Genomic DNA, 21288 nt, shown 5'->3' with positions numbered 1-21288 from the left:
ATATTTTCATCCTACAAACTTGTGTTGAGAGTCATGCAACAGAAAGTAATCAATACGCGCACAAAGAGGGAGGAGCATACAGGTCTTCTGGAAATGATCAGGCATAAATACCAGCCTTACTGGCCACTATTTGTGATTGCGTCAGTAATTTCTCTCTCAATAGCATATGTTTACCTGAGATATGCAACCCCATTATATAAGATGACTTCTTCTTTGTTAATCAAGGAAGATACACGTCCTACCGAGAGTTCTATCATTGAAATGATGGACCCACTCGGCAGAGGCAAAAAAGTTGATAACGAAATTGAAATCCTCAAATCCAGAACAATTGCAAAAACAGTTGTAAGGAATCTTAACCTTTACGGAGAAGTCTTCGAAAAAGGCAGGATCAGGGATATTTCCATGTATAAAAAAGGTCCGCTGCAATTCAATTTTATTGATCCGGATCTGATCAGTCCTGACGAGAACAAAATCGTTGAGCTGCAGTATGATTATAAAGGACAGAAAGTTTCCCTTGATGGAAAAATGTATCCTTTGAATGATACTGTACATACAGAATGGGGCCGTGTGGTGATCAAACCTGTTCCAGGCTACAATCCTGCAGGACAGCATGGTGAAGGATATTATCTGCGTGTAGCAGGTGATAAAGTACTGGGAGGCGTTTTCTTGGGTAACCTGAAGATCGCTGCTGCTACCAAAAACTCCAATGTACTCAGACTGGAATACGTTGATCCGGTACCTCAGAGAGGTATGGATCTGCTCAACGAGGTGATGAAAGCTTATGATAACGCGTCTATCGATGACAAGAATAAAACAGCGTCAAAAACAATGGCGTTCGTTGAAGACAGGCTGCGTATCATCACAGCGGAATTGAGTCAGGTAGAAGGTCAGATTCAGGAGTATAAAACAAATGAAGGAATCGTTGATATTGGCGAACAGAGTAAGATTTTCCTGAACGCAGTACAGGATAACGATGTGAGACTGAGCGAAGCAGATATGCAGTTATCCACACTCTCTGCGGTTGAACAATATGTAAGAGGTAAGAAGACAGAAGATAACCTTGTTCCGGCTACACTGGGTATTGCAGATGCAACCTTACTGGGTATGCTGGGCAAGTTACAGGATGCAGAACTGCAATACGAAAGACTGAAAAGGACAACGGGTGAAAACAGCCCGGTACTGGTTAGTCTGAGTGCGCAGATCGACAAACTGAGACCTGCTATCATGGATAATATCATCAGTTTACGCGCCAACCTTGAGGCTTCAAGAGCTAAACTGAGTACACAGAACAACCGTTTCATGAGCATGCTGAAAGGCGTGCCAAGCAAGGAGAAAACGTTGCTGGAAGTAAGCAGACAACAAGCGATCAAAAACAATATCTATACATTCCTGCTGGAAAAACGTGAAGAAACGCAGCTGCAATATGCTGCTGCGATTTCTGACAGCCGCATCATTGATCTGGCAGAAGCAGAGTCTTTCCCTTTCAGTCCGAAGAAATCAATGGTAATGGCACTGGCACTGATCGCCGGTATCGCCGTTGTAGCTGGTTTCATCGCTGTGAAAGACCTGATGAACCACAAGGTGATGTTCCGTTCAGATATTGAAAAAGGTACTTCTGCACCGATCATTGCAGAGATCATGTTCGACAAGAGTGGCGCTATCGCTATCACAGAAGGTAAGCGTACACCTGTTGCAGAACAGTTCAGGGCATTGAGAACCAGCTTATCTTATATAGGTATCAATGGTGATAATAAAACGATCCTGGTTACCTCTTCCATCTCCGGTGAAGGAAAGAGCTTTGTGGCAGTGAATCTTGCACTGAGTCTTTCCCTGACGAAGAAAAAAGTAGTGTTGCTGGAGTTTGACCTTAGAAAGCCAAAAGTAAGTAAGATCCTCAATGTGCCACACCATCCGGGTATCAGTAATTACCTGGTAGGACATTCATCACTGAATGATATCCTCAAACAGCCAATTGAGAATAATGAATACATGTACCTGCTTTCCGCAGGTGTCATTCCGCCTAATCCAACTGAGCTGATCCTGAACGGCAGACTGGAACACCTGCTGGCTACATTGAGAGCGTCCTTCGACTATGTGATCATTGACTCCGCTCCGGTAGGTCCGGTAACAGATGCCCGTTTGCTGGCGCCGTTTGCAGATGCAACACTTTATGTGGTGCGTCATGAAAGAACTCCGAAGTTTAATCTCAAAATGATTGAAGACCTCTATGAACAGGGAGATCTGGGCAAACTGAATATCGTATTCAATGGTCTCAAGATGCGCGGTGTGCCAGGTTATGCATATGCTTATGGCGGAGGCTATGGCTATGGTAACGGACAGGGATATGGCTACGGCTATACAGATGATCACAAGAACGGATCTGTGAAGAAAGGACGGTTTACAAAGATTTTTAAGTAAGTAAATAAGGGTGTTCCGGTGAGGATTTCACCGGAATATCTCTGACATATATTTATTGAAAACTACTCATCATGTGACTGAGGAGGCGAAGCTATGCCACTTCTCTTCCTTTTCTTCCCGCCTTTTATAATTTCCACCTTATCGTTATTCATTCATTAATCATGCTTTATTAACTTCTAAACCCACTGAAATGGAACAGAAGACACACACCTGGTATGCAGTTTATACTAAACCCAGATGGGAAAAAAAAGTAGCCGATGCGCTTGTTCGTAAGCAAATCGAAACTTACTGTCCAATAAACAGAGTAACTCATCAGTGGAGCGACAGAAAAAAGATCGTTGAAGAACCTCTTTTCAAGTCGTATGTTTTTGTCCGCATTCCTGAGGACAAGAAAACACTCGTCCGCGAAACAAGCGGTATCGTGAATTTCGTTTACTGGTTGGGAAAACCTGCCAGCATTCCTGATCATGAGGTAGAACTCATCAAACGTTTCCTGCGTGAATACCAGGACGTACAGGTGGAACGCTTCCCGATCCAGGAAGACGATCTGATCCGAATCACTGCAGGTCCGCTGATGCACCAGCACGGAAGGGTAGTGGAAGCCGGTAAGAATACAGTGAAAGCTGTATTGTACAGCATGGGCTTCTCCCTGATCGCTACTGTGAAAACAAGTGATCTTATGCTGGTTAATAACAATGCTAAAGAATATTCCGGTGCGGCGAAGGCCAGCGTCGGTAATGTTATCTAAAATATCAACCCTGGACATCTATGCTACACGTATTATTATGTGGAGGGTCAGGAACCCGTCTCTGGCCACTATCAAATAAACAGACGCCTAAGCAATTACTGCCTTTATTTGATGGGCAGAGTTTATTGCAATTGACTTGGATACGTAATAACAATTTCTGTGATAGTGTGATGGCCGTGGTGAACGAACAACAGGCTGACATGGTGAACAGTCAGCTGCAGGAAGCAGGTGCGATCGATATCCAGATGATGGCAGAACCTGTAGGCCGTAATACCGCTGCTGCAATTGCACTGGCGGCATTCTCCACAGATCCTGAAAACGTTCTGCTCATTACGCCTGCCGATCACCTGATCGGAACACCTGATCTGTATGCTGAAACTATTCAGAAAGCAGCTTCACTCGCAGCAGAAGGGCACCTGGTGACCATCGGTCTGCAGCCAGCTTACCCTGAAACAGGATATGGTTATATCCAGTATTCCGGTTATGATGTAGTGCGCTTTACAGAAAAACCAAACGCTGTTACAGCTGAAGCAATGCTGCAAAGCGGTGACTATCTCTGGAACAGCGGTATCTTCTGTGGAAAAGCCGGTGTGCTGTTACAGCAACTGCTGGAATACGCGCCTGAAATTTATGCAACAGCCGCAGAAGCAGCAGCTATCTGGAAAGAAACCGGTGTTATTCCACTGGCGGCAATGAGTGCGATCCCATCTGACAGTATTGACTATGCGGTACTTGAAAAAAGTGATATCGTAAAAGTGGTACCAAGTGCGATGCAATGGAGTGATGTAGGCGGTTATGAAGCATTGGCGGAAGCGCTGGCAAGTCATTATCGCTACAGCAACAATCAGGCAGTATTCATCGAAAGCGATCCGGTTAACAGTATGGTCATCGGAAAAGATAAACTGGTAGCATTGGTGGGTGTGGAAAACGTGGTAGTGGTGAACACACCGGAAGCACTGCTGATCTTACAGAAAGGAAAAGGACAGGAAGTAAAACAACTGCATCAGTGGGTGAAGGAAAACAGACCCGAGCTGCTGTAAACAATATAGAACCGTATGCAACTGAACGATAAGATATATATAGCTGGTCACCGTGGAATGGTGGGCGGCGCTATCAGCAGAAGATTACAAACACTGGGATATAATAACCTGGTGACAAGAAGTTCCGCAGAACTGGACCTGCGTTCACAGGCTGCTGTTAATGAATTTTTCGCTACAGAAAAGCCGGATTATGTATTCCTGGCTGCAGCAAAAGTGGGTGGCATTCATGCCAACAACACCTATCGTGCAGAATTCCTGTACGATAACCTCATGATGGAGGCTAACATCATTCACGCTGCATGGCAGCATGGTGTAAAGAAACTGATGTTCCTCGGCAGCTCCTGCATCTATCCTAAAATGGCGCCACAGCCACTGCGGGAGGATAGTCTGCTGACAGGTCCACTTGAGCCAACCAACGAACCTTATGCGATTGCAAAGATTGCGGGTATCAAATTATGTGAAGCATACCGTGACCAGTATGGCGCCAACTTTATCAGTGTAATGCCAACAAATCTGTATGGTATCGGCGATAATTATCACCCTGAAAATTCACACGTACTGCCGGCACTGATCCGTCGTTTCCACGAAGCGAAAGAAGCAGGTGCAGCGAGCGTAACAGTTTGGGGAAGCGGTACACCAAAACGTGAATTTCTTTATGCCGATGATCTGGCAGCTGCCTGCGTTTACCTGATGCTGCATTATGATGAGAAAGAACTGGTAAACATAGGAACTGGTGAGGATCTGACCATCCGCGAACTGGCAGAAACAGTAAAAGAAGTGGTAGGTTACACAGGAGGTCTGGTTTTTGATACATCCAAGCCCGACGGTACGCCGCGTAAACTGATGGATGTTTCCAAGCTGCACAATCTCGGCTGGAAACACAGCGTAGCGCTCAGAGAAGGACTGGCGCAGGCTTATGCCGACTTTTTACAGAAAACACAGATGGTCACATTGTAATATAAATTGTTTAACCGCGTCTCAACTTTTATAAAATGAAAGCAATCGTAATTGGTACTGGATACGTAGGCTTGGTTACCGGCGCCTGCCTCGCAGAAGTAGGTACGCAGGTAGTATGTGTGGATGTTAACGCTGAGAAGATCAATAACCTCAAAAACGGCATTTTACCTATTTATGAACCGGGTCTCGAAGAGATCGTTACCCGTAACTATAACAATGGCCGTCTGTCATTCAGCACTAGTCTTGCTGAAGTGATCCCTGGTGCAGATATCGCGTTTATCGCGGTAGGAACGCCTCCGGGTGAAGACGGTAGCGCTGATCTGCAATATGTATTGCAGGTGGCAAAAGAAATCGGTACACACATGACCGATTACCTGGTGGTGGTGACAAAGAGCACGGTGCCTGTTGGTACGGCTGTGAAAGTGAACAGGGAAATTAAACAGGCGATGATGGACAGAGAAGCACTGATCGATTATGATGTAGCTTCTAATCCTGAGTTCCTGAAAGAAGGTGCAGCGGTACAGGATTTCCTGAAACCTGACCGTATTGTGGTAGGTGTAAATACCGACAGGGCAAAAGAAGTGCTGGAGCGTCTGTACCACCCATTCCTGCTGAATGGTCGTCCGATCATCTTTATGGACATCGCATCCGCAGAAATGACCAAATATGCAGCGAATGCAATGCTGGCGACTAAGATCTCCTTCATCAATGATATCGCGAATCTCTGCGAACTGGTAGGTGCTGATGTGAATAAAGTGCGTAAAGGTATTGGTAGTGATGCACGAATCGGTAATAGCTTTATCTATCCTGGTATTGGTTACGGTGGTTCCTGCTTCCCTAAGGATGTAAAGGCCCTGGTACGTACCGGTATGGATTATGGTCACGGACTGCGTATCCTGGAAGCGGTAGAAGCGGTGAACAACGATCAGAAACGTGTATTGTTCAACAAGATCAACAAACATTTTGATGGTCTGCTGAAAGATAAAACATTCGCAGTATGGGGCCTCTCTTTCAAACCTGGTACTGATGATATGCGCGAGGCTTCCAGTCTGGTACTGATCGAAGCATTGCTCGAAGCAGGTGCGAATGTGCGGGTATTTGACCCGGTAGCGGCGCACGAAGCGAAGAAGACACTGAATGACAGCGTAACCTGGGCAACTGACATGTATGATGCTGCTGACGGTGCTGATGCAGTGTTGCTGGTAACAGAATGGAACGAATTCCGTCTTCCTGACTGGAACCGCATTAAACAATTAGTGAAAACCCCTGTTGTATTTGACGGCAGGAACATTTATGATAACACATATCTTGAGAAAAACGGTTTTATCTGTTACAGCATTGGTATCTCCCAGCCGGCAGTGAGCGTACTCTCCAGAGGTTAATTACTTTATTTCCCCCCACTTATCTTAATTAAAAAACATTAGTATGAAAGTTGCTTTAATCACCGGTGTAAATGGACAGGACGGTGCGTACCTGGCAGAGCTGCTGCTTGAAAAGGGATACATGGTGCATGGTATTAAACGCCGTGCGTCTTTGCTGAATACAGACAGAATTGACCATTTATATCAGGATCCTCATAGCGAGAATGTTCGTTTCAGATTACACTACGGCGATATGACCGATAGTACTAACCTGATCCGTATCATCCAGGAAACTCAACCTGACGAGATTTACAATCTCGCTGCTATGAGCCATGTGAAAGTAAGTTTTGATACGCCGGAATATACTGCGAATGCAGATGGTATAGGCACCCTGCGTATACTGGAAGCACTGCGCATTCTGAAACTGGAACAAAAAACAAAAGTATATCAGGCGAGCACTTCTGAGCTGTATGGTCTGGTACAGGAAGTACCACAGAGAGAGACAACTCCTTTCTACCCACGCAGCCCGTATGCTGTCGCTAAATTATACGCTTACTGGATCACTGTTAACTACAGGGAAGCATACGGTATGTTTGCCTGCAACGGTATCCTGTTTAACCATGAAAGTCCGCTGCGTGGCGAAACTTTCGTAACACGTAAGATCACCCGTGCAGTTGCTGCGATCGCGCTGGGTCTGCAGGATAAGCTGTATCTGGGTAACCTGGATGCACAGCGTGACTGGGGACATGCGAAAGACTATGTGGAAGCAATGTGGAGAATCCTGCAGCAGGATACACCGGATGATTATGTGATCGCAACCGGTATCACGACAGCAGTACGTGAATTCGTACGTATGGCGTTTGATGAACTGGGTATCGAACTGAAATTTGAAGGTAAAGGTGTTGAAGAGGTAGCTTATGTAAGCGCCTGCCGTAATAAAGAATTCATTCTGCCCATCGGCAAACAGGTACTGGCGGTAGATCCGGCTTACTTCCGTCCTACAGAAGTAGAACTGCTGATAGGCGATCCGACCAAGTCTAAGACAAAATTAGGCTGGGAACCTAAATACGATCTGCAGGAGCTGGTAAGCGAAATGGTCACCTGTGACGTGGAAATATTCAGAAAGGACAGTAAAACTCAGTGGGAACAATTGGCAGGATAAGAGCTTGCTTTGCCGGAATCTGTTATGCGCGTAAAAGTATTTAATCAGTTATCGAATAATCCTAAGTACACCAAAACACTGCAATGGGTAAAACTGGTCAGCGTGACTGGTTTCGCCCAGGTTTTTGTACAGGCGGTCAGTTTATTCAGCGGTATCCTCGTGATCCGTATGCTGCAACCTGAAGAGTACGCATTGTACACGCTGGCTAACACCATGCTGGGTACAATGACAGTACTGGCCGACGGTGGGATCTCTACCGGTGTGATGTCTCAGGGTGGAAAAGTATGGCAGGACCGTGATCAGTTAGGCACTGTCCTTGCGACAGGGATGGACCTTCGCCGCAAGTTTGCGGTGGGCAGTTTACTGGTGTCGATACCGGTGCTCATCTATCTGATGCTGCACCATGGTGCCAGCTGGCTGATGTCAGTACTGATCGTTCTCTCGCTTATTCCTTCTTTCTTCATGGCGTTGTCAGGTACCATCCTGCAGATTGCGCCGAAGCTGAGACAGGACATTGCGCCTTTGCAGAAGAACCAGGTCTACATGAACTTAGGCAGGCTGGTATTGCTGGCACTGACCATCTTCATTTTCCCTTTTGCTTTTGTAGCAGTACTCGCAGCAGGATTGCCACAGATATGGGGAAATATGAACCTCCGGAAGATCTCATCCGGGTATGCGGACTGGCATAAGAAACCCGATCCGGAGATCAGGCAGAATATCATGAAGATGGTACGCCGTCTGCTGCCGATGGGTATCTACACCTGTCTGTCCGGACAGATCACGATCTGGCTGATCTCCATCTTTGGTACTACCAAAGGGGTGGCACAGCTGGGGGCACTGGACAGGTTGTCAATGGCGCTGAGTTTCATTACGATCGTTTTTGGCACTGTGATCTTACCAAGGTTTTCAAGACTGCCTAATAACAAAGCATTGCTGATGCGTCGCTTTGTGCAGATACAGGGAGGATTACTGGCAATGGGTGCCTGCATTGTTTTTACGGCATGGCTCTTCTCTGCACAGATCCTGAAAATACTGGGACCCAATTATTCGAATCTGACGAACGAGGTAGTACTTAAGATCACCATCAGTTGTCTCGGTATTATCGCAGCATCTACTTTTTCATTGTTCACAAGCAGGAGCTGGGCGATCAACCCGTTCATCTCCATTCCGGTAAGTATCGCATCGATCGCATTGGGCGTCGCATTTATCGATGTATCGTCCCTGCGCGGTGTACTCTTCATGAACATCATGATACAGCTGATACAGGTAGTGATGAACGTTTCATACACTTTCCTGAAGATCAGCAAAACAAACAACTCATTACCCACTGAAAATAACAAAGAATCTATATGACATATTACTATCAGGTAGAAGGATTACTCCGCAATAATATCGGAGATGTACTTCAGGGAATGGTCGCAAAAGACCTCTTGCCTGAAGGCGCAAAGGTAGCTGACAGGGAAGCACTGGCTGACCTGGCAGGCAGAGACAGCGGACTGCTGGTCGCTAATGGCTGGTACATGCACTCTTTTGCGAAGTTTCCCGCACCAGATAATATTACGCCTTTATATGCCGCTGTGCATGTCGCTAACTCTGCTTTGCTGTCAAGCGAACATGTAAGAGAGCATTTCAAACAGCACGCACCCATCGGCTGCCGTGATACAAAAACTTTACGTCTGCTGCTGGGTTGGGGTATTCCTGCTTACTACTCCAGCTGTCTGACCATTACATCAAAACCACGTGGTCCTATCAACAAAAATCCTGATGGTGAGATCATCCTGGTTGATAACGTAGACCATCCGGTACCGGATGCAGTGGTTGCCAAACTGGAAAAAGTACTGGGTAAGAAGATGGTGAGAGTATCTCACGATCCGCCAGATACAAGTGGTTCTATCGAATCATATGCGAAAGTATCCGAGGAGCACATGAACAGTCTGCTGGCCCGTTACTGCAATGCATCCCTGATCCTGACCACCAAGATCCACTGTGCACTGCCTTGTCTGGGTATGGGTGCAAATGTGAAACTGATCCATCCAAATCCTGCTGACCCGCGTCTCGCAACGGTAGCAGAATTTATCGATATTATTTCCTACAAGGATATCCTCGATAAAGGGGATGCAGGTCTCAACGATTCTCCTGTCAACAAAGAAGCGCTGGCAAAGAGAAAAGCGTTCCTGTTGGAGCTGGTAGCTGATTCTGTAAAAGAAGGCGCCAATGCTGTACAGGTATCAGGTAAAATGCGTTACCGTCTGATCAGAATGAAAGCTAACCTGTTGTCTAAGCTGTACCGCATGAGCGTTGTACTGTCTTACCGCACAGGATTTGCAAAAGAAAAGATCCAGAGAGTGTATGGCGCAGGTTTCTGATAAACAACGTATACTGGTTTATTCTACCCAGTTAATGGAAACTGGTGGTATAGAAAGCCATCTGCTGGAATTCTGCCGGCAGATGGCTGCTAACGGTACGGAAATAGACCTGGTGGTGCTGAATGCAGCTACTACCGGCGAAACAGAACAGGTCTACAGAAGTATCTGCCGTAAGGTACACTTCGGAAGACATGGCCGTTCCTACAAACGTTTACTGTGGATGTTGCAGACAGGTCTGAAACTGCGCAGCTCCCGTAAATACGATGCGGTTTATACCAACGGTCAGGGGGAGAGTATCTGGATGCTGTCCCGTATGCTGCCGGGTTATGCTACCTGGGTACACCATCACCATACTTCCGGTGATGCGAAAGATCAGGCCACCTGGGGCGAGAAATACAAAAAGACATTGCATACTGCCAATACCATTATTGCCTGTTCACACAGAAATGCAGGCGATATGCAAAGCGTGTTGCAACGTCCGGTAGATACGATTCCCTGTTTCTCCAGAAATGTGGAAGTCTCTTTTACCGAAAATAATTCAGGCAAGCTGCGTTTTGGTTATTATGGCCGTCTGATCGCGGAGAAAGGCATTGACCTGATCTGCAGGATGAGTGAAGACGCAGACCTGAAAAATGAAGTGGAATTTCATCTGTGGGGAGAAGGAAAGAACTATCCGGCTCCTTATTTCGATCAATATCCCAATGTACATTATCACGGCACATTCGCAGGCGAAGCGGGTTTAAAGGGCGCTATTGCGCAACTGGATGCCTATCTGCTGCTGTCTGTGCATCCGGAGGGACTGCCTATCAGTCTGCTGGAAGCAATGAGTGCAGGATTGCCCTGGCTGGCGACAGACAGAGGTGGTATTCCTGACATTGCCTGTGATCCTTTGTCGACAAGAGTGATATCAGCCGCATCTGATTATGAAGCAGCGAAAAGTGCGGTAATGGCATTTGCAAAAGATATCAGGAGCGGAGTGGTGACAAAGACAACGCAGAAGGACCTGTATGCAAACAGATTCTCTGCCGTGGCATTACGCACCGCCTGGAGTAATGTACTTGGACTTCAAAAGCAAAACTAACAATGGTCATTATATCACATCCCACCGGTAATGCCAATCTGAGAGCAGCAGTAGCTGGTCTCGCAGATGCAGGCATACTGTCTGAGTTTCATACGGCCATTGCCAGCTTCCCGGGATCTGCGTTCGGACGCCTCGCCGGTTTCGGACCACTGTCAGAAATTAAGCGTCGCGGTTATGAACCACGTCTGGAAGCTTATACCCGCTTACATCCCTGGCATGAACTGGGACGCCTTGCGGCGACAAAAGCGGGCTTTAAAAGCCTTACAAGGCAGGAGAAAGGCATGTTCTCTGTAGATGCAGTGTATCATGCCATGGACAGAAGAGTGGCTGCCCGTCTGAAAAGTGTAGGCCGTAAAGCCAATGCGGTGTATGCATATGAAGACGGTGCTATGCTTTCATTCAGAGCAGCAGACCGCCTGGGACTGAAACGCCTGTATGATCTGCCGATAGGTTACTGGCGCGCTTCTCAACGTCTGCTGTCACAGGAACTGGAACGCTGGCCGGAATGGAAGAATACCATCTCGAGTCTGAGCGCTTCTCAAAAGAAACTGGACAGAAAAGATGAAGAGCTACAACTGGCCGACAGGATCTTTGTAGCCAGCAGTTTTACTGCCAAAACACTGAAAGATTACCCCGGACAGCTTGCACAGATAGATGTGATACCTTATGGTTTCCCTGCTGTGTCTGCGACAAGGGACTATGATAAAATATCCGGCCGGCCACTGAGAATATTATTTGTAGGTGGGCTGTCACAAAGGAAAGGTATCGCCGATCTTTTTGCCGCTGCAGATAAACTGGGTAATGCGGTAGAGCTGACAATCGTGGGAAAGAAGATGTCGGATAACTGTCCGGCACTGGATAAGGAACTGGCGAAACATACCTACATTCCGAGTCTGGCGCATACAGAGATCCTCAGGCTGATGAGAACGCAGGATGTATTCATCTTCCCTTCGCTGTTTGAAGGATTCGGACTGGTGATCACAGAAGCGATGTCACAGGGCACACCGGTGATCACGACTGACCGTACTGCGGGACCGGACCTGATCACGGATGGAAAGAACGGATGGCTGACAGCTGCCGGTTCGACGGACGCTTTATATAATGCGATCGCTGCTTTGCTGAACAATCCTGACAGTGTACCCGAAGCGGGACTGGCAGCGATGGAAAAGGCCCGCAGCAGACCATGGGCAGTGTACGGGCAGGAGCTTGCCGCTGCTATCTCAAAAGTTTAATTACATGACGTTTGCATAAGTGTGAAAATGAATAATCAGTATCCCAATAATATGACGGCGGATCGTATGGCCGACCTGGCGTCCCGGCGCTTTCAGGAGATCACAGCGATGAACAATCAGAAGTTCATGCTGCGACTCAAGCAGGGCGTATGGGCATATCTGCTGCTGCTGTTGTTTGAGGGGGCGTTGCGTAAATGGTTCCTGACACCGCTGGCGACACCTTTGCTGGTTGTGCGTGATCCGATCGCTTTATGGCTGATCGTGATGTGCTGGCAGCGTAAGTTGTTTATTCCTTCTTATGCCCTGCCACTGATGACGCTCATTGGAGTGCTCGGATTGATATTCGCGGTGACGGTCGGACACGGGAATCCCTTTGTGGCGATATTTGGCGCGCGTATCTTACTGATCCACTTCCCCATGATATTCGTTATTCAGGGGTTATTTACACGAAAAGACGTCATACAGATCGGGAAGTTTATGGTGGCCCTATCGATACCGATGCTGGTCCTGATCGCGTTGCAGTTTTATAGTCCGCAGAGTGCCTGGGTAAACAGAGGTGTCGGTGGTGATGAAGGTGGTGCGGGTTTCAGTGGTGCAATGGGATATTTTCGTCCGCCAGGTACCTTCTCTTTCACGAATGGTACAACCTTGTTCTTTAGTTTACTGGGACCCTACCTGTTGTATTTCTGGCTGAATCCGGACGGTATCAAACGCTGGATATTGATTGGCGGTACGGTTGCCCTGTTAATGTCAATACCATTGTCTATCAGCCGTGCCTTGTTATTCCAGACAGTTATCGCCGTGATGTTCTGCATGTTTGCGGGATCGAGTAATCCTAAGTACGCGGGCAAGTTATTTGGTGCATTGTTCGGCCTTGTTGTACTGATCCTGATACTTAGTCAGACGTCGATCGTGGGAGGGGCCATTGAAGTATTTATGGCACGCTTTGATAATGCGAATGAAAGTGAAGGAGGTATGGAAGGCGTATTTATAGATCGTTTTCTCGGTGGACTGGTGGGTGCATTCAACACCACTTCGGCATTACCCTTATGGGGATATGGTATCGGTATGGGAACGAATGTGGGTTCCATGCTGCTGACAGGAGGCGTTACCTTTCTGATCGCAGAAGGGGAGTGGGGCAGAACTATCGGGGAACTGGGACCTATTCTTGGTCTGGGTGTTGTATTCCTCCGTATGGGAATGGCTATCAATATGGGCTGGCTTACCTTCGACAAATTACGTCGCACAGGAGATATGTTGCCATGGATGTTGTTCAGTGACGCATTCCTGCTGGTTGCTCAGGGACAATGGGGACAGCCAACAGCGCTTGGTTTCTGTGTATTTATCGGCGGATTGCTACTGGCATCGCTGCGCGAGGATCCGGAAGAAGAAGAAGAGGAAGCCGCTGTAATTGAACCGGCAGATAAACCAACTGAACAGAAAATTATTTACTATCATAACTAAGAAGACCTGTGAACTTAATGTGTAGCTGTAACAGTAGCTGTTACACCACTGAATAGCGTAATCAGAGATTATTATAACCATACTTATTGTTCGAGGGACCTTATCTGTCTGTCCTTTCTTGTGTTGATATGAGGCAGACAAAAATCTCTCCTTCAATACCTGTATAGCTAAGCCGATTGTTGACAATCACAATAGTGTATCAGGTTTTCATCAATAGACCATATAAAGTGTAGTTGGCCGGTTTGGCCTTTACTATGCTGCTTTAACAAAGACCGTAATGAGCACCCAATCAAGAATCGCATGGATCGATACCCTGAAGGGTATTGGTATTCTGACAGTAGTGGCCGGACATATCTTTCCGGAAGCTGTGTCCAGGTACATCTTTCTTTTTCACATGCCGCTGTTCTTTTTTATCGGAGGGTTCTTATTTAAACCTGCTGCCGATCAGAAAGAATACCTGGCAAAGAAATCGTTTCACCTGCTGGTGCCTTATGTCGCATTTCTTTTCCTGATCTATGTGCCGTATGAATTGAAAGAGATCATGGCGGGTCGTGAAACGTATGTGAAGGCGGTGATCAGACCTGTGCTGGGTGGACGTTATCTGATAGAGTGGGTGTCTGTGTTCTGGTATATCACCTGTTTCTTTCTTGTGCAGCAGGTGATGAATGTGCTGATGAACAAAGTGAGTAAAAAAGTCATTGATCTGTTGATGTTGGTAAGTCTGCTGGTCAGCTATGCACTGAGCAGATTTCTACCTTCTTTCTGGTTGCCATGGAATGCAGATGTGGTATTTGCAGCGTTGCCGATATTCTATCTGGGTTACCTGTACAAAGGCGCACAGGAGCAGATCAGCAGGTATAAGATCGCATTGTTTGTATTGCTGGCTGGTGTGATCCTATTCACTTATTACTATCCGGCAAACAGATATGAAATGAAAGCGGCTGTGTATGGTATTCCTTTTGTTACACTATTCTCCAGTCTGGTAGTTGTACTATGCCTGATAGAGTTATCAAAAGTGATCGCCACTAACGCCACAGTCAGTAAAGTGTTCAATGAACTGGGTACTGCTTCGATGATCGTGATGTTCCTGCATCAGCCCATACAGTTCATCGCAAAGGAGCAGTTTGGTATTGCAGATCCTGCGACGCGTTTTTTCATAGCAGTGGTATTGTCAATGGCAGGTTATTATCTGTTGAACAGTCTGGCTTTTGGAAGAGCCGTCTTCATGGGATCACTGACAGATTTCAAAAAGATATTCAGTAAAGAAAAGCTGGCAACGGTATAAAAGAAAAGGAAAATTAAACGGAACGTATGCGCATTGTTTTAGTAGGGAATTATCCGAAGGATAAACAGGAGAGTATGGAGCGGTTTGCCAGAATGATGGAAGCCGGCTTTAAGAACGCCGGTCATGCTGTGGAGATCTGGCGTCCGTCTGTTTGCTTCGGTCGTCCTTTTAAAGCAACAACCGGAGGAATTGCCAAATGGTTCGGGTATCTGGATAAGTGGTTGTTATATGCCCTGGTATTGCGTATAAAGCGATTGTTTGCCGGAGCAGATACACTGTATCATGTATGTGATCATTCCAATTCCTTTTATGTAAGACATCTTCCTGCCGAAAGGACGAGCATTACCTGCCATGATGTGCTGGCGATCAGAGGCGGACTGGGATATGCAGATGCTTATGCGCCTGCTTCCGGTTTTGGTAGATACATGCAGCGCTGGATACTTTCCAATCTGCTGACCGCTAAAAAGATCGCCTGTGTGTCTCAGTTTACACTGGGACAGCTGACCGATCTCGCACAGCATAAAGGGAAACAACCTGCTGACTGGCGTGTGATACACAATGGATTCAATGATGATTTCAGTCCTGTCAGCAAAGAAGAAAGCAGAGAACTGCTGAAAAGCGTTGGTGTCAATATAGACGAACCTTACATCCTGCATGTAGGCTCCCGTCAACTCCGTAAGAACCGTAAGATGCTGATCGATATGGTGCATGCGGCCGGTGATAAATATACCGGTAAGATCGTATATGCCGGATTTGAGATAGAACCAGCTCTATATGCACATGCAGCACAACAGGGTGTAAAAGACAGGGTGATCGGCGTGACCAAACCACCACATAAAGTATTGAAGGCGTTATACAGTTCTTCCTATGCTTTTGTGTTCCCTTCTTTATCAGAAGGATTTGGCTGGCCGGTGATCGAAGCGCAGGCGTGTGGTACGCCTGTTATCGCCAGCAGTACAGCACCGATGCCGGAAGTGAGCGGAGGAGCTGCATTACATGCCGATCCATTGAAGCCGGAAGCATTTGCCAGTGCACTGGCGCAATTATCAGATCCGGCTGTAAGGGCAAAACTGCTGGAAGACGGAAAGCGTAACGTGACACATTTTACGCCTGAGATCATGATGGATGCATACGAGTCTATGCTGGGCATCCCAACTGATAATAGCAAAGCGGGCGTACAGGAACGTAACAGATCTGTAGCATTGCCGCAATAACAAAATAACAATCACCTAATTAATAGAAAAGAAAGCACCGATGAATATTCTTCATATCATCCCTTCGTATAAACCGGCATATATCTATGGAGGTCCCATTTATTCCAGTTCTGCCCTGTGTGAACAGCTGGTGGCAGACGGACATAAAGTGACTGTACTGACGACAACCGCAAACGGAGAGGTGGAACTGGATGTGCCTCCCGGTGTGGCACAAAACATTGATGGTGTAAGTACACTGTACTTCAAACGTGTCACGAAAGACAATACAAACTTCTCACCTGATCTTGTTAAATACCTCTATAAGAATATTAAGCAATATGACGCTGTGCATATTCATTCCTGGTGGAATCTTGTGGCCATCTTCACCGTACTGGTATGTTATATCAGAAGAGTGAGACCTGTGTTTTCACCAAGAGGTATGCTCTGTCAGTATATCCTGGAAACGAATCACCCTTTCCAGAAGAAGGTCATACAGACAGTGATTGGTAACAGACTGTTGCCTAAAGTGAAATTTCATGCGACATCTACTGCGGAATTACATGAGATCAAAGAATTGTATCCTTCTTCACAGGTAGAAGAGATCTTCAATTTTGTATCTGTTCCGGAAACGCCGACAGTACCCAAAGCACCTGCAGGAGAAAAGATCAAGTTCCTTTTCATGAGCCGTATCGATCCGAAGAAAGGACTGGAGCTGCTTTTCAAAGGACTGAGCATGGTTGATTTTCCATATGAACTGAACATTGCAGGTCCTTACAAGGAGGAATACCTGGAGCAGTTGAAAGCAGCTACACGCGAACATGGTATTGATCAGCATGTGAACTGGTTAGGTCCTGTATATGGTGAGGCAAAGTTTAAACTGCTGCGTGAAAATGACGTGATGGTCCTGACTTCCTACAATGAAAACTTTGCCAACATCGTGATAGAGTCACTGGCCGTAGGTACACCGGTACTGATCAGTAACATGGTTGGACTCAGCACATATATTTCCAATAATGATCTCGGATGGATCTCTACAATAGATCCGGTCAACATTAAGGAAACATTGGAGAAGGCTTACGCCGAAAGAGAGCGTTTGCCTGAATTATCAATGCGTGCACCGCAAATGATGAAGAAAGATTTTGACAGAAAGAGCCTGGTGAATAAGTACCTGGATCTGTACAGGGCGAACTAGGCGCATGTCTGTTGTATTGAATAAAAAATCCGAAAGGGAGATCAAAGAAAGAATGGCAATCAGATTAAAGAGAAGCACGGTTATCATCCTGTTGGTAGTGTATATACTGGCAGTGATATACGTTGTGTTCCTCGATCCAACGAGAGTAGCAGGTGAACGGTATGCGGAACCAAGATGGATGCCACTGAAGAGTACCTATGATTTTATTATAGAAGCCGGTAAGTCAGTCCGGTATATCCGTTACTGGGCGTTCTTTTTACTGAACCTTATCGGGAACGTTATCATGTTTATGCCACTGGGTTTTCTGCTGGAAGCATTGTCCGCAGGAGCTGCCAACAAAATAAGAGTAATCACGATCGCATTCTTTTTCAGTCTGAGTATTGAGTTACTGCAGCTGGTGCTGATGATCGGTGTGTATGACGCCGATGACATTGTACTAAACACACTGGGCGCCTGGCTTGGCTTGTGTATGTATCGCAAAATGGCAAAGAAGAATGTGATCCTTGTTCATAATAATTCCTGAATAGTCATGAATAATTTTTATCTGTCACAGGTCCGCCTGAAGGACTTTGACGCATCTGAAGGTCTGAACCGCGGAGCGGGTAAGTTCAAAGAAGCCTGCTGGTATATTGTGAAGATGTTTTTCTTCCTAACAGCTTTTCCTATTCCTTCTGGTCTTAAAGCCAGAATGCTGCGCCTGTTTGGTGCAAAAGTAGGAAATGGTGTGGTGATCAAACCAAGAGTGAATATTCACTTTCCCTGGAAACTGGAGATAGGAGATGATGTATGGCTGGGAGAGGAAGCTTACCTGCTGAATTTTGAGCAGATGGTGATCGGTAACAACGTGTGTATATCACAGCGTGCATTCCTGTGTGGAGGTAATCACAACTATCGTCATCCGGCTATGCCTTACCGCAATGCACCGATCGTACTGATGGATGGCTGCTGGGTAGGCGCCTGTGTATTTATCGGTCCCGGCGTAACAGTAGGAACAGATACCGTGATCACCGCAGGATCTGTTGTAACAGCCTCTGTATCGCAGAATGGTATCTTCAAAGGCAACCCATTGACCTTTGTATCTGAAAGATGGAAATAACCCAAAAAGCAAACAAGAAATCTATATAGCGGTATGTCCAAGCGATTATTACTGATTGGAGGTAATTTCTCACCGGAACCAACCGGAATAGGCAAGTATAATGGTGAAATGATCAAATGGCTGGCAGCCGGAGGATATGATTGCACCGTCATTACAAGTTATCCCTATTATCCGGAGTGGAAGGTGCAGCCTCCGTACGACAAGCACAAAAACTGGTATAAGAAGGAAGTAATTGAGAGTAATGGACAGGGCGGAGGTAAGATCACCGTATACCGTTGTCCGCAATATGTGCCTGCCAGGCCTACCGGCAAGACACGCATCATGCTGGATTTTTCATTTGCAGTATCTGCCTTTTTTAAAGTGCTGCAATTATTACCCCGTAAGAAGTTTGATGTAGTGATCAGTGTGGTGCCGCCTTTTCATTTAGGATTACTGGCGGTATTATACAAGAAGTTCAGAGGCGCGAAGTTCCTTTATCACATACAGGATATGCAGATAGAAGCAGCCCGCGATCTGAATATGATCAAATCTCCAAAAGTGATTAAAGCCCTTTTCGGACTGGAGCGTTACATCTTTAAGAATGCTGATATGGTCAGCAGTATTTCAGATGGTATGATGCGTAAGATCCAGGAAAAGGCAGGCAAGGATATATTCTTTTTCCCGAACTGGGTGGACGTAAGCCTGTTCCATCCTATTGAAGACCGTATCAGACTGAAAACAGCATATGGATTTGATGTCAATGACAAGATCGTGCTTTACTCAGGTGCGATAGGTGAGAAGCAGGGACTGGAATCTATTCTGAAAACAGCGGATACACTGAGAGCAGATACACAGCTGAAATTCCTGATCTGCGGATCGGGTCCTTATAAAGAGAAGCTGAAAGCAGATGCAGAAGCACTGGGATTGTCGAATGTTATTTTCTTTCCGCTGCAACCTTTTGAGAAATTTAATGAGTTCCTGAATATGGCAGATGTGCATCTGGTAATACAGAAAGGAAATGCCAGCGACCTGGTGATGCCTTCCAAACTGACCACTATTCTGGCAGTTGGCGGACTGGCACTCATCACGGCCAACGATGGTACCAGTCTGCATGACCTGGTAAAGAAGCACAACATGGGAATACTTGTGAAGGCAGAAGACCAGCAGGCGCTGACTGACGGTATCGTCAGAGCGATGGGGGACAATGCAGCAGAACTGGCCAGGAACGGACGCTTATATGCAGAGAATCATCTGTCTGTAGGTAAGATCATGTCACGATTTGAAGAAGCCGTAGTTATTAATTAACACTACTGAACCGTACTTTATTATGTTAGACCGTTATCTCAAAATATGTAGCATCCAGATACTCGTGCTGGACTTCATATGCCTCAATGCCTTCTTTTTCTTTACGCTTTCAGGGATGCAGCAATATGGTATACCCGTAAGCGTTAATAAAGACACCTTCCTGCTCGCTACGAACATCTCCTGGATCGTGGCGCTGTATACTACCGGTCTTTATTTTATGAGCACGCATATGTCTGTGGAGCGGATCACCAAGAAGCTGTTACAGAGTATCATGTTATACCTGCTGCTCATGCTGGTGTTTGTATTCCTTACAAAAGAGGCATTCAACAGGATCTTTATTTTGTCTTACTGTACGCTGTTTGTTATTATCGTATTGTTAGACAGGATATTCTTTTATATGCTGACGAACTACATCATTCACCGTAAGGAGATTGAGCGCAGAGTGGTGATCGTTGGCTATAATGACCTGTCTAAACAGCTGGTGGATAACCTGACCGGCCGCAAGAGCAATCTGCGTTTTGAAGGTTATTTCGAAGACTATCACAATGTACATGAGTTATCCATACATCCGGTGATCGGTAACCTGCGGGATTGTATTCCGTATGCACAGTCAAACGGTATCAAGGAGATCTATTCAACCTTATCACCTGAGCAGTTCCCGTATCTGTATACGCTGGCGCATGAAGCAGAGCGGCATTTCATCCGTTTCCGTTTTGTGCCTGACTTCAGGATGTTTGTGAACAGACAGATCTATGTGGACTATCTGGACAATATTCCTATTATCTCTCTGAGAGCGGAACCGCTGGATGATATTGCAAATCGCTTAAGGAAGCGTATTTTTGACATCGCGTTCAGTGGCGCAGTGATGTTATTTATCCTGAGCTGGCTCATTCCGCTGCTGGCCCTGTTGGTGAAACTGGAATCGAGAGGTCCTGTATTCTTTATACAGCATCGTACCGGTCGTAACAACCAGACATTCCGTTGTTTGAAATTCAGGAGTATGTATGTGAACAATGAAGCAAACTCCAGGCAGGCAACAAGAAACGACCGTCGTTTTACGAGAGTGGGCCGTATACTGCGTAAGACAAACCTGGATGAAATGCCTCAGTTCCTGAATGTATTTCTGGGTGATATGTCTATCGTAGGACCACGTCCGCATATGTTAAAGCATACAGAAGAGTATTCTGCAATTATCCAGAAATATATGATCCGTCACTTCCTGAAACCTGGTATTACAGGATGGGCACAGGTGAATGGTTATCGTGGTGAGGTGACAGATGAATTGCATCTGCGCAAACGTATCGAACATGATATCTGGTATATGGAAAACTGGTCTGTATGGCTGGACATTCGTATCATATTCTTAACCGTATTCAACACCGTGAAGGGCGATAAGAACGCATTTTAAC

General features: G+C 46.2%; 18 protein-coding genes. All 18 read left to right on the top strand.

Annotation, left to right across the window (positions count from 1 at the left end):
- Positions 1 to 33 precede the first annotated feature (33 nt).
- Positions 34 to 2418: a GumC family protein gene (locus BMZ72_RS10590; protein WP_089808028.1), complete on the top strand. Its 2385-nt coding sequence runs from the start codon at positions 34 to 36 to the stop codon at positions 2416 to 2418.
- Positions 2419 to 2608: 190 nt separating this feature from the next.
- On the top strand, positions 2609 to 3166 hold the full coding sequence (locus tag BMZ72_RS10585; protein ID WP_012790027.1) for a UpxY family transcription antiterminator: 558 nt from the start codon (positions 2609 to 2611) through the stop codon (positions 3164 to 3166).
- A 20-nt stretch (positions 3167 to 3186) separates the two neighbouring features.
- Positions 3187 to 4206, top strand: coding sequence for a mannose-1-phosphate guanylyltransferase (locus BMZ72_RS10580; RefSeq protein WP_089808026.1), 1020 nt, complete (start codon positions 3187 to 3189; stop codon positions 4204 to 4206).
- A gap of 15 nt (positions 4207 to 4221) precedes the next feature.
- Positions 4222 to 5163, top strand: a complete 942-nt coding sequence (locus BMZ72_RS10575) for a GDP-L-fucose synthase (protein ID WP_089808024.1) — start codon at positions 4222 to 4224, stop codon at positions 5161 to 5163.
- 35 nt (positions 5164 to 5198) lie between these two features.
- Positions 5199 to 6545 carry a UDP-glucose dehydrogenase family protein gene (locus tag BMZ72_RS10570; protein ID WP_089808022.1) on the top strand — a complete coding sequence of 449 codons (1347 nt, stop codon included), beginning with the start codon at positions 5199 to 5201 and terminating at the stop codon, positions 6543 to 6545.
- Positions 6546 to 6588: 43 nt separating this feature from the next.
- Positions 6589 to 7686 carry a GDP-mannose 4,6-dehydratase gene (gene gmd, locus BMZ72_RS10565; protein WP_089808020.1) on the top strand — a complete coding sequence of 366 codons (1098 nt, stop codon included), beginning with the start codon at positions 6589 to 6591 and terminating at the stop codon, positions 7684 to 7686.
- Positions 7687 to 7695: 9 nt separating this feature from the next.
- Positions 7696 to 9039, top strand: a complete 1344-nt coding sequence (locus tag BMZ72_RS10560; RefSeq protein ID WP_255373172.1) for an MATE family efflux transporter — start codon at positions 7696 to 7698, stop codon at positions 9037 to 9039.
- Entirely contained in the window at positions 9036 to 10052 is a 1017-nt protein-coding gene (locus BMZ72_RS10555; RefSeq protein ID WP_089808016.1) for a polysaccharide pyruvyl transferase family protein, read from the top strand. The genes BMZ72_RS10560 and BMZ72_RS10555 overlap by 4 nt, the downstream gene beginning before the upstream one ends.
- Entirely contained in the window at positions 10036 to 11133 is a 1098-nt protein-coding gene (locus tag BMZ72_RS10550) for a glycosyltransferase family 4 protein (protein WP_089808014.1), read from the top strand. The genes BMZ72_RS10555 and BMZ72_RS10550 overlap by 17 nt, the downstream gene beginning before the upstream one ends.
- 2 nt (positions 11134 to 11135) lie before the next feature.
- Positions 11136 to 12365 carry a glycosyltransferase family 4 protein gene (locus BMZ72_RS10545; RefSeq protein ID WP_089808012.1) on the top strand — a complete coding sequence of 410 codons (1230 nt, stop codon included), beginning with the start codon at positions 11136 to 11138 and terminating at the stop codon, positions 12363 to 12365.
- A 27-nt stretch (positions 12366 to 12392) separates the two neighbouring features.
- Positions 12393 to 13829, top strand: a complete 1437-nt coding sequence (locus BMZ72_RS10540; protein WP_089808010.1) for a hypothetical protein — start codon at positions 12393 to 12395, stop codon at positions 13827 to 13829.
- A gap of 277 nt (positions 13830 to 14106) precedes the next feature.
- Positions 14107 to 15114 (top strand): acyltransferase family protein, encoded by a 1008-nt coding sequence (locus BMZ72_RS10535; RefSeq protein WP_089808008.1) that lies wholly within the window; start codon positions 14107 to 14109, stop codon positions 15112 to 15114.
- A 26-nt stretch (positions 15115 to 15140) separates the two neighbouring features.
- Positions 15141 to 16328 (top strand): glycosyltransferase family 4 protein, encoded by a 1188-nt coding sequence (locus BMZ72_RS10530; RefSeq protein WP_089808006.1) that lies wholly within the window; start codon positions 15141 to 15143, stop codon positions 16326 to 16328.
- Between the two features lie 40 nt (positions 16329 to 16368).
- Complete coding sequence (locus tag BMZ72_RS10525) at positions 16369 to 17499, top strand: XrtY-associated glycosyltransferase XYAG1 (protein WP_089808004.1); 1131 nt, start codon at positions 16369 to 16371, stop codon at positions 17497 to 17499.
- 52 nt (positions 17500 to 17551) lie between these two features.
- Positions 17552 to 18022, top strand: coding sequence for a VanZ family protein (locus BMZ72_RS10520; protein WP_177222749.1), 471 nt, complete (start codon positions 17552 to 17554; stop codon positions 18020 to 18022).
- 6 nt (positions 18023 to 18028) lie between these two features.
- Positions 18029 to 18595, top strand: coding sequence for a WcaF family extracellular polysaccharide biosynthesis acetyltransferase (locus BMZ72_RS10515; RefSeq protein ID WP_089808000.1), 567 nt, complete (start codon positions 18029 to 18031; stop codon positions 18593 to 18595).
- 33 nt (positions 18596 to 18628) lie between these two features.
- A complete protein-coding gene (locus tag BMZ72_RS10510) occupies positions 18629 to 19879 on the top strand; it encodes a WcaI family glycosyltransferase (RefSeq protein ID WP_089807998.1) in 1251 nt (416 codons plus the stop codon).
- 22 nt (positions 19880 to 19901) lie between these two features.
- Positions 19902 to 21287: an undecaprenyl-phosphate glucose phosphotransferase gene (locus BMZ72_RS10505; protein ID WP_089807996.1), complete on the top strand. Its 1386-nt coding sequence runs from the start codon at positions 19902 to 19904 to the stop codon at positions 21285 to 21287.
- Position 21288: the final 1 nt, after the last annotated feature.

This window comes from Chitinophaga sp. YR627, from assembly GCF_900114995.1.
GTDB lineage: Bacteria > Bacteroidota > Bacteroidia > Chitinophagales > Chitinophagaceae > Chitinophaga.
The sequence above is the reverse complement of the archived record's forward strand: the minus strand, read 5'-3'. Positions and strand labels throughout refer to the sequence as shown.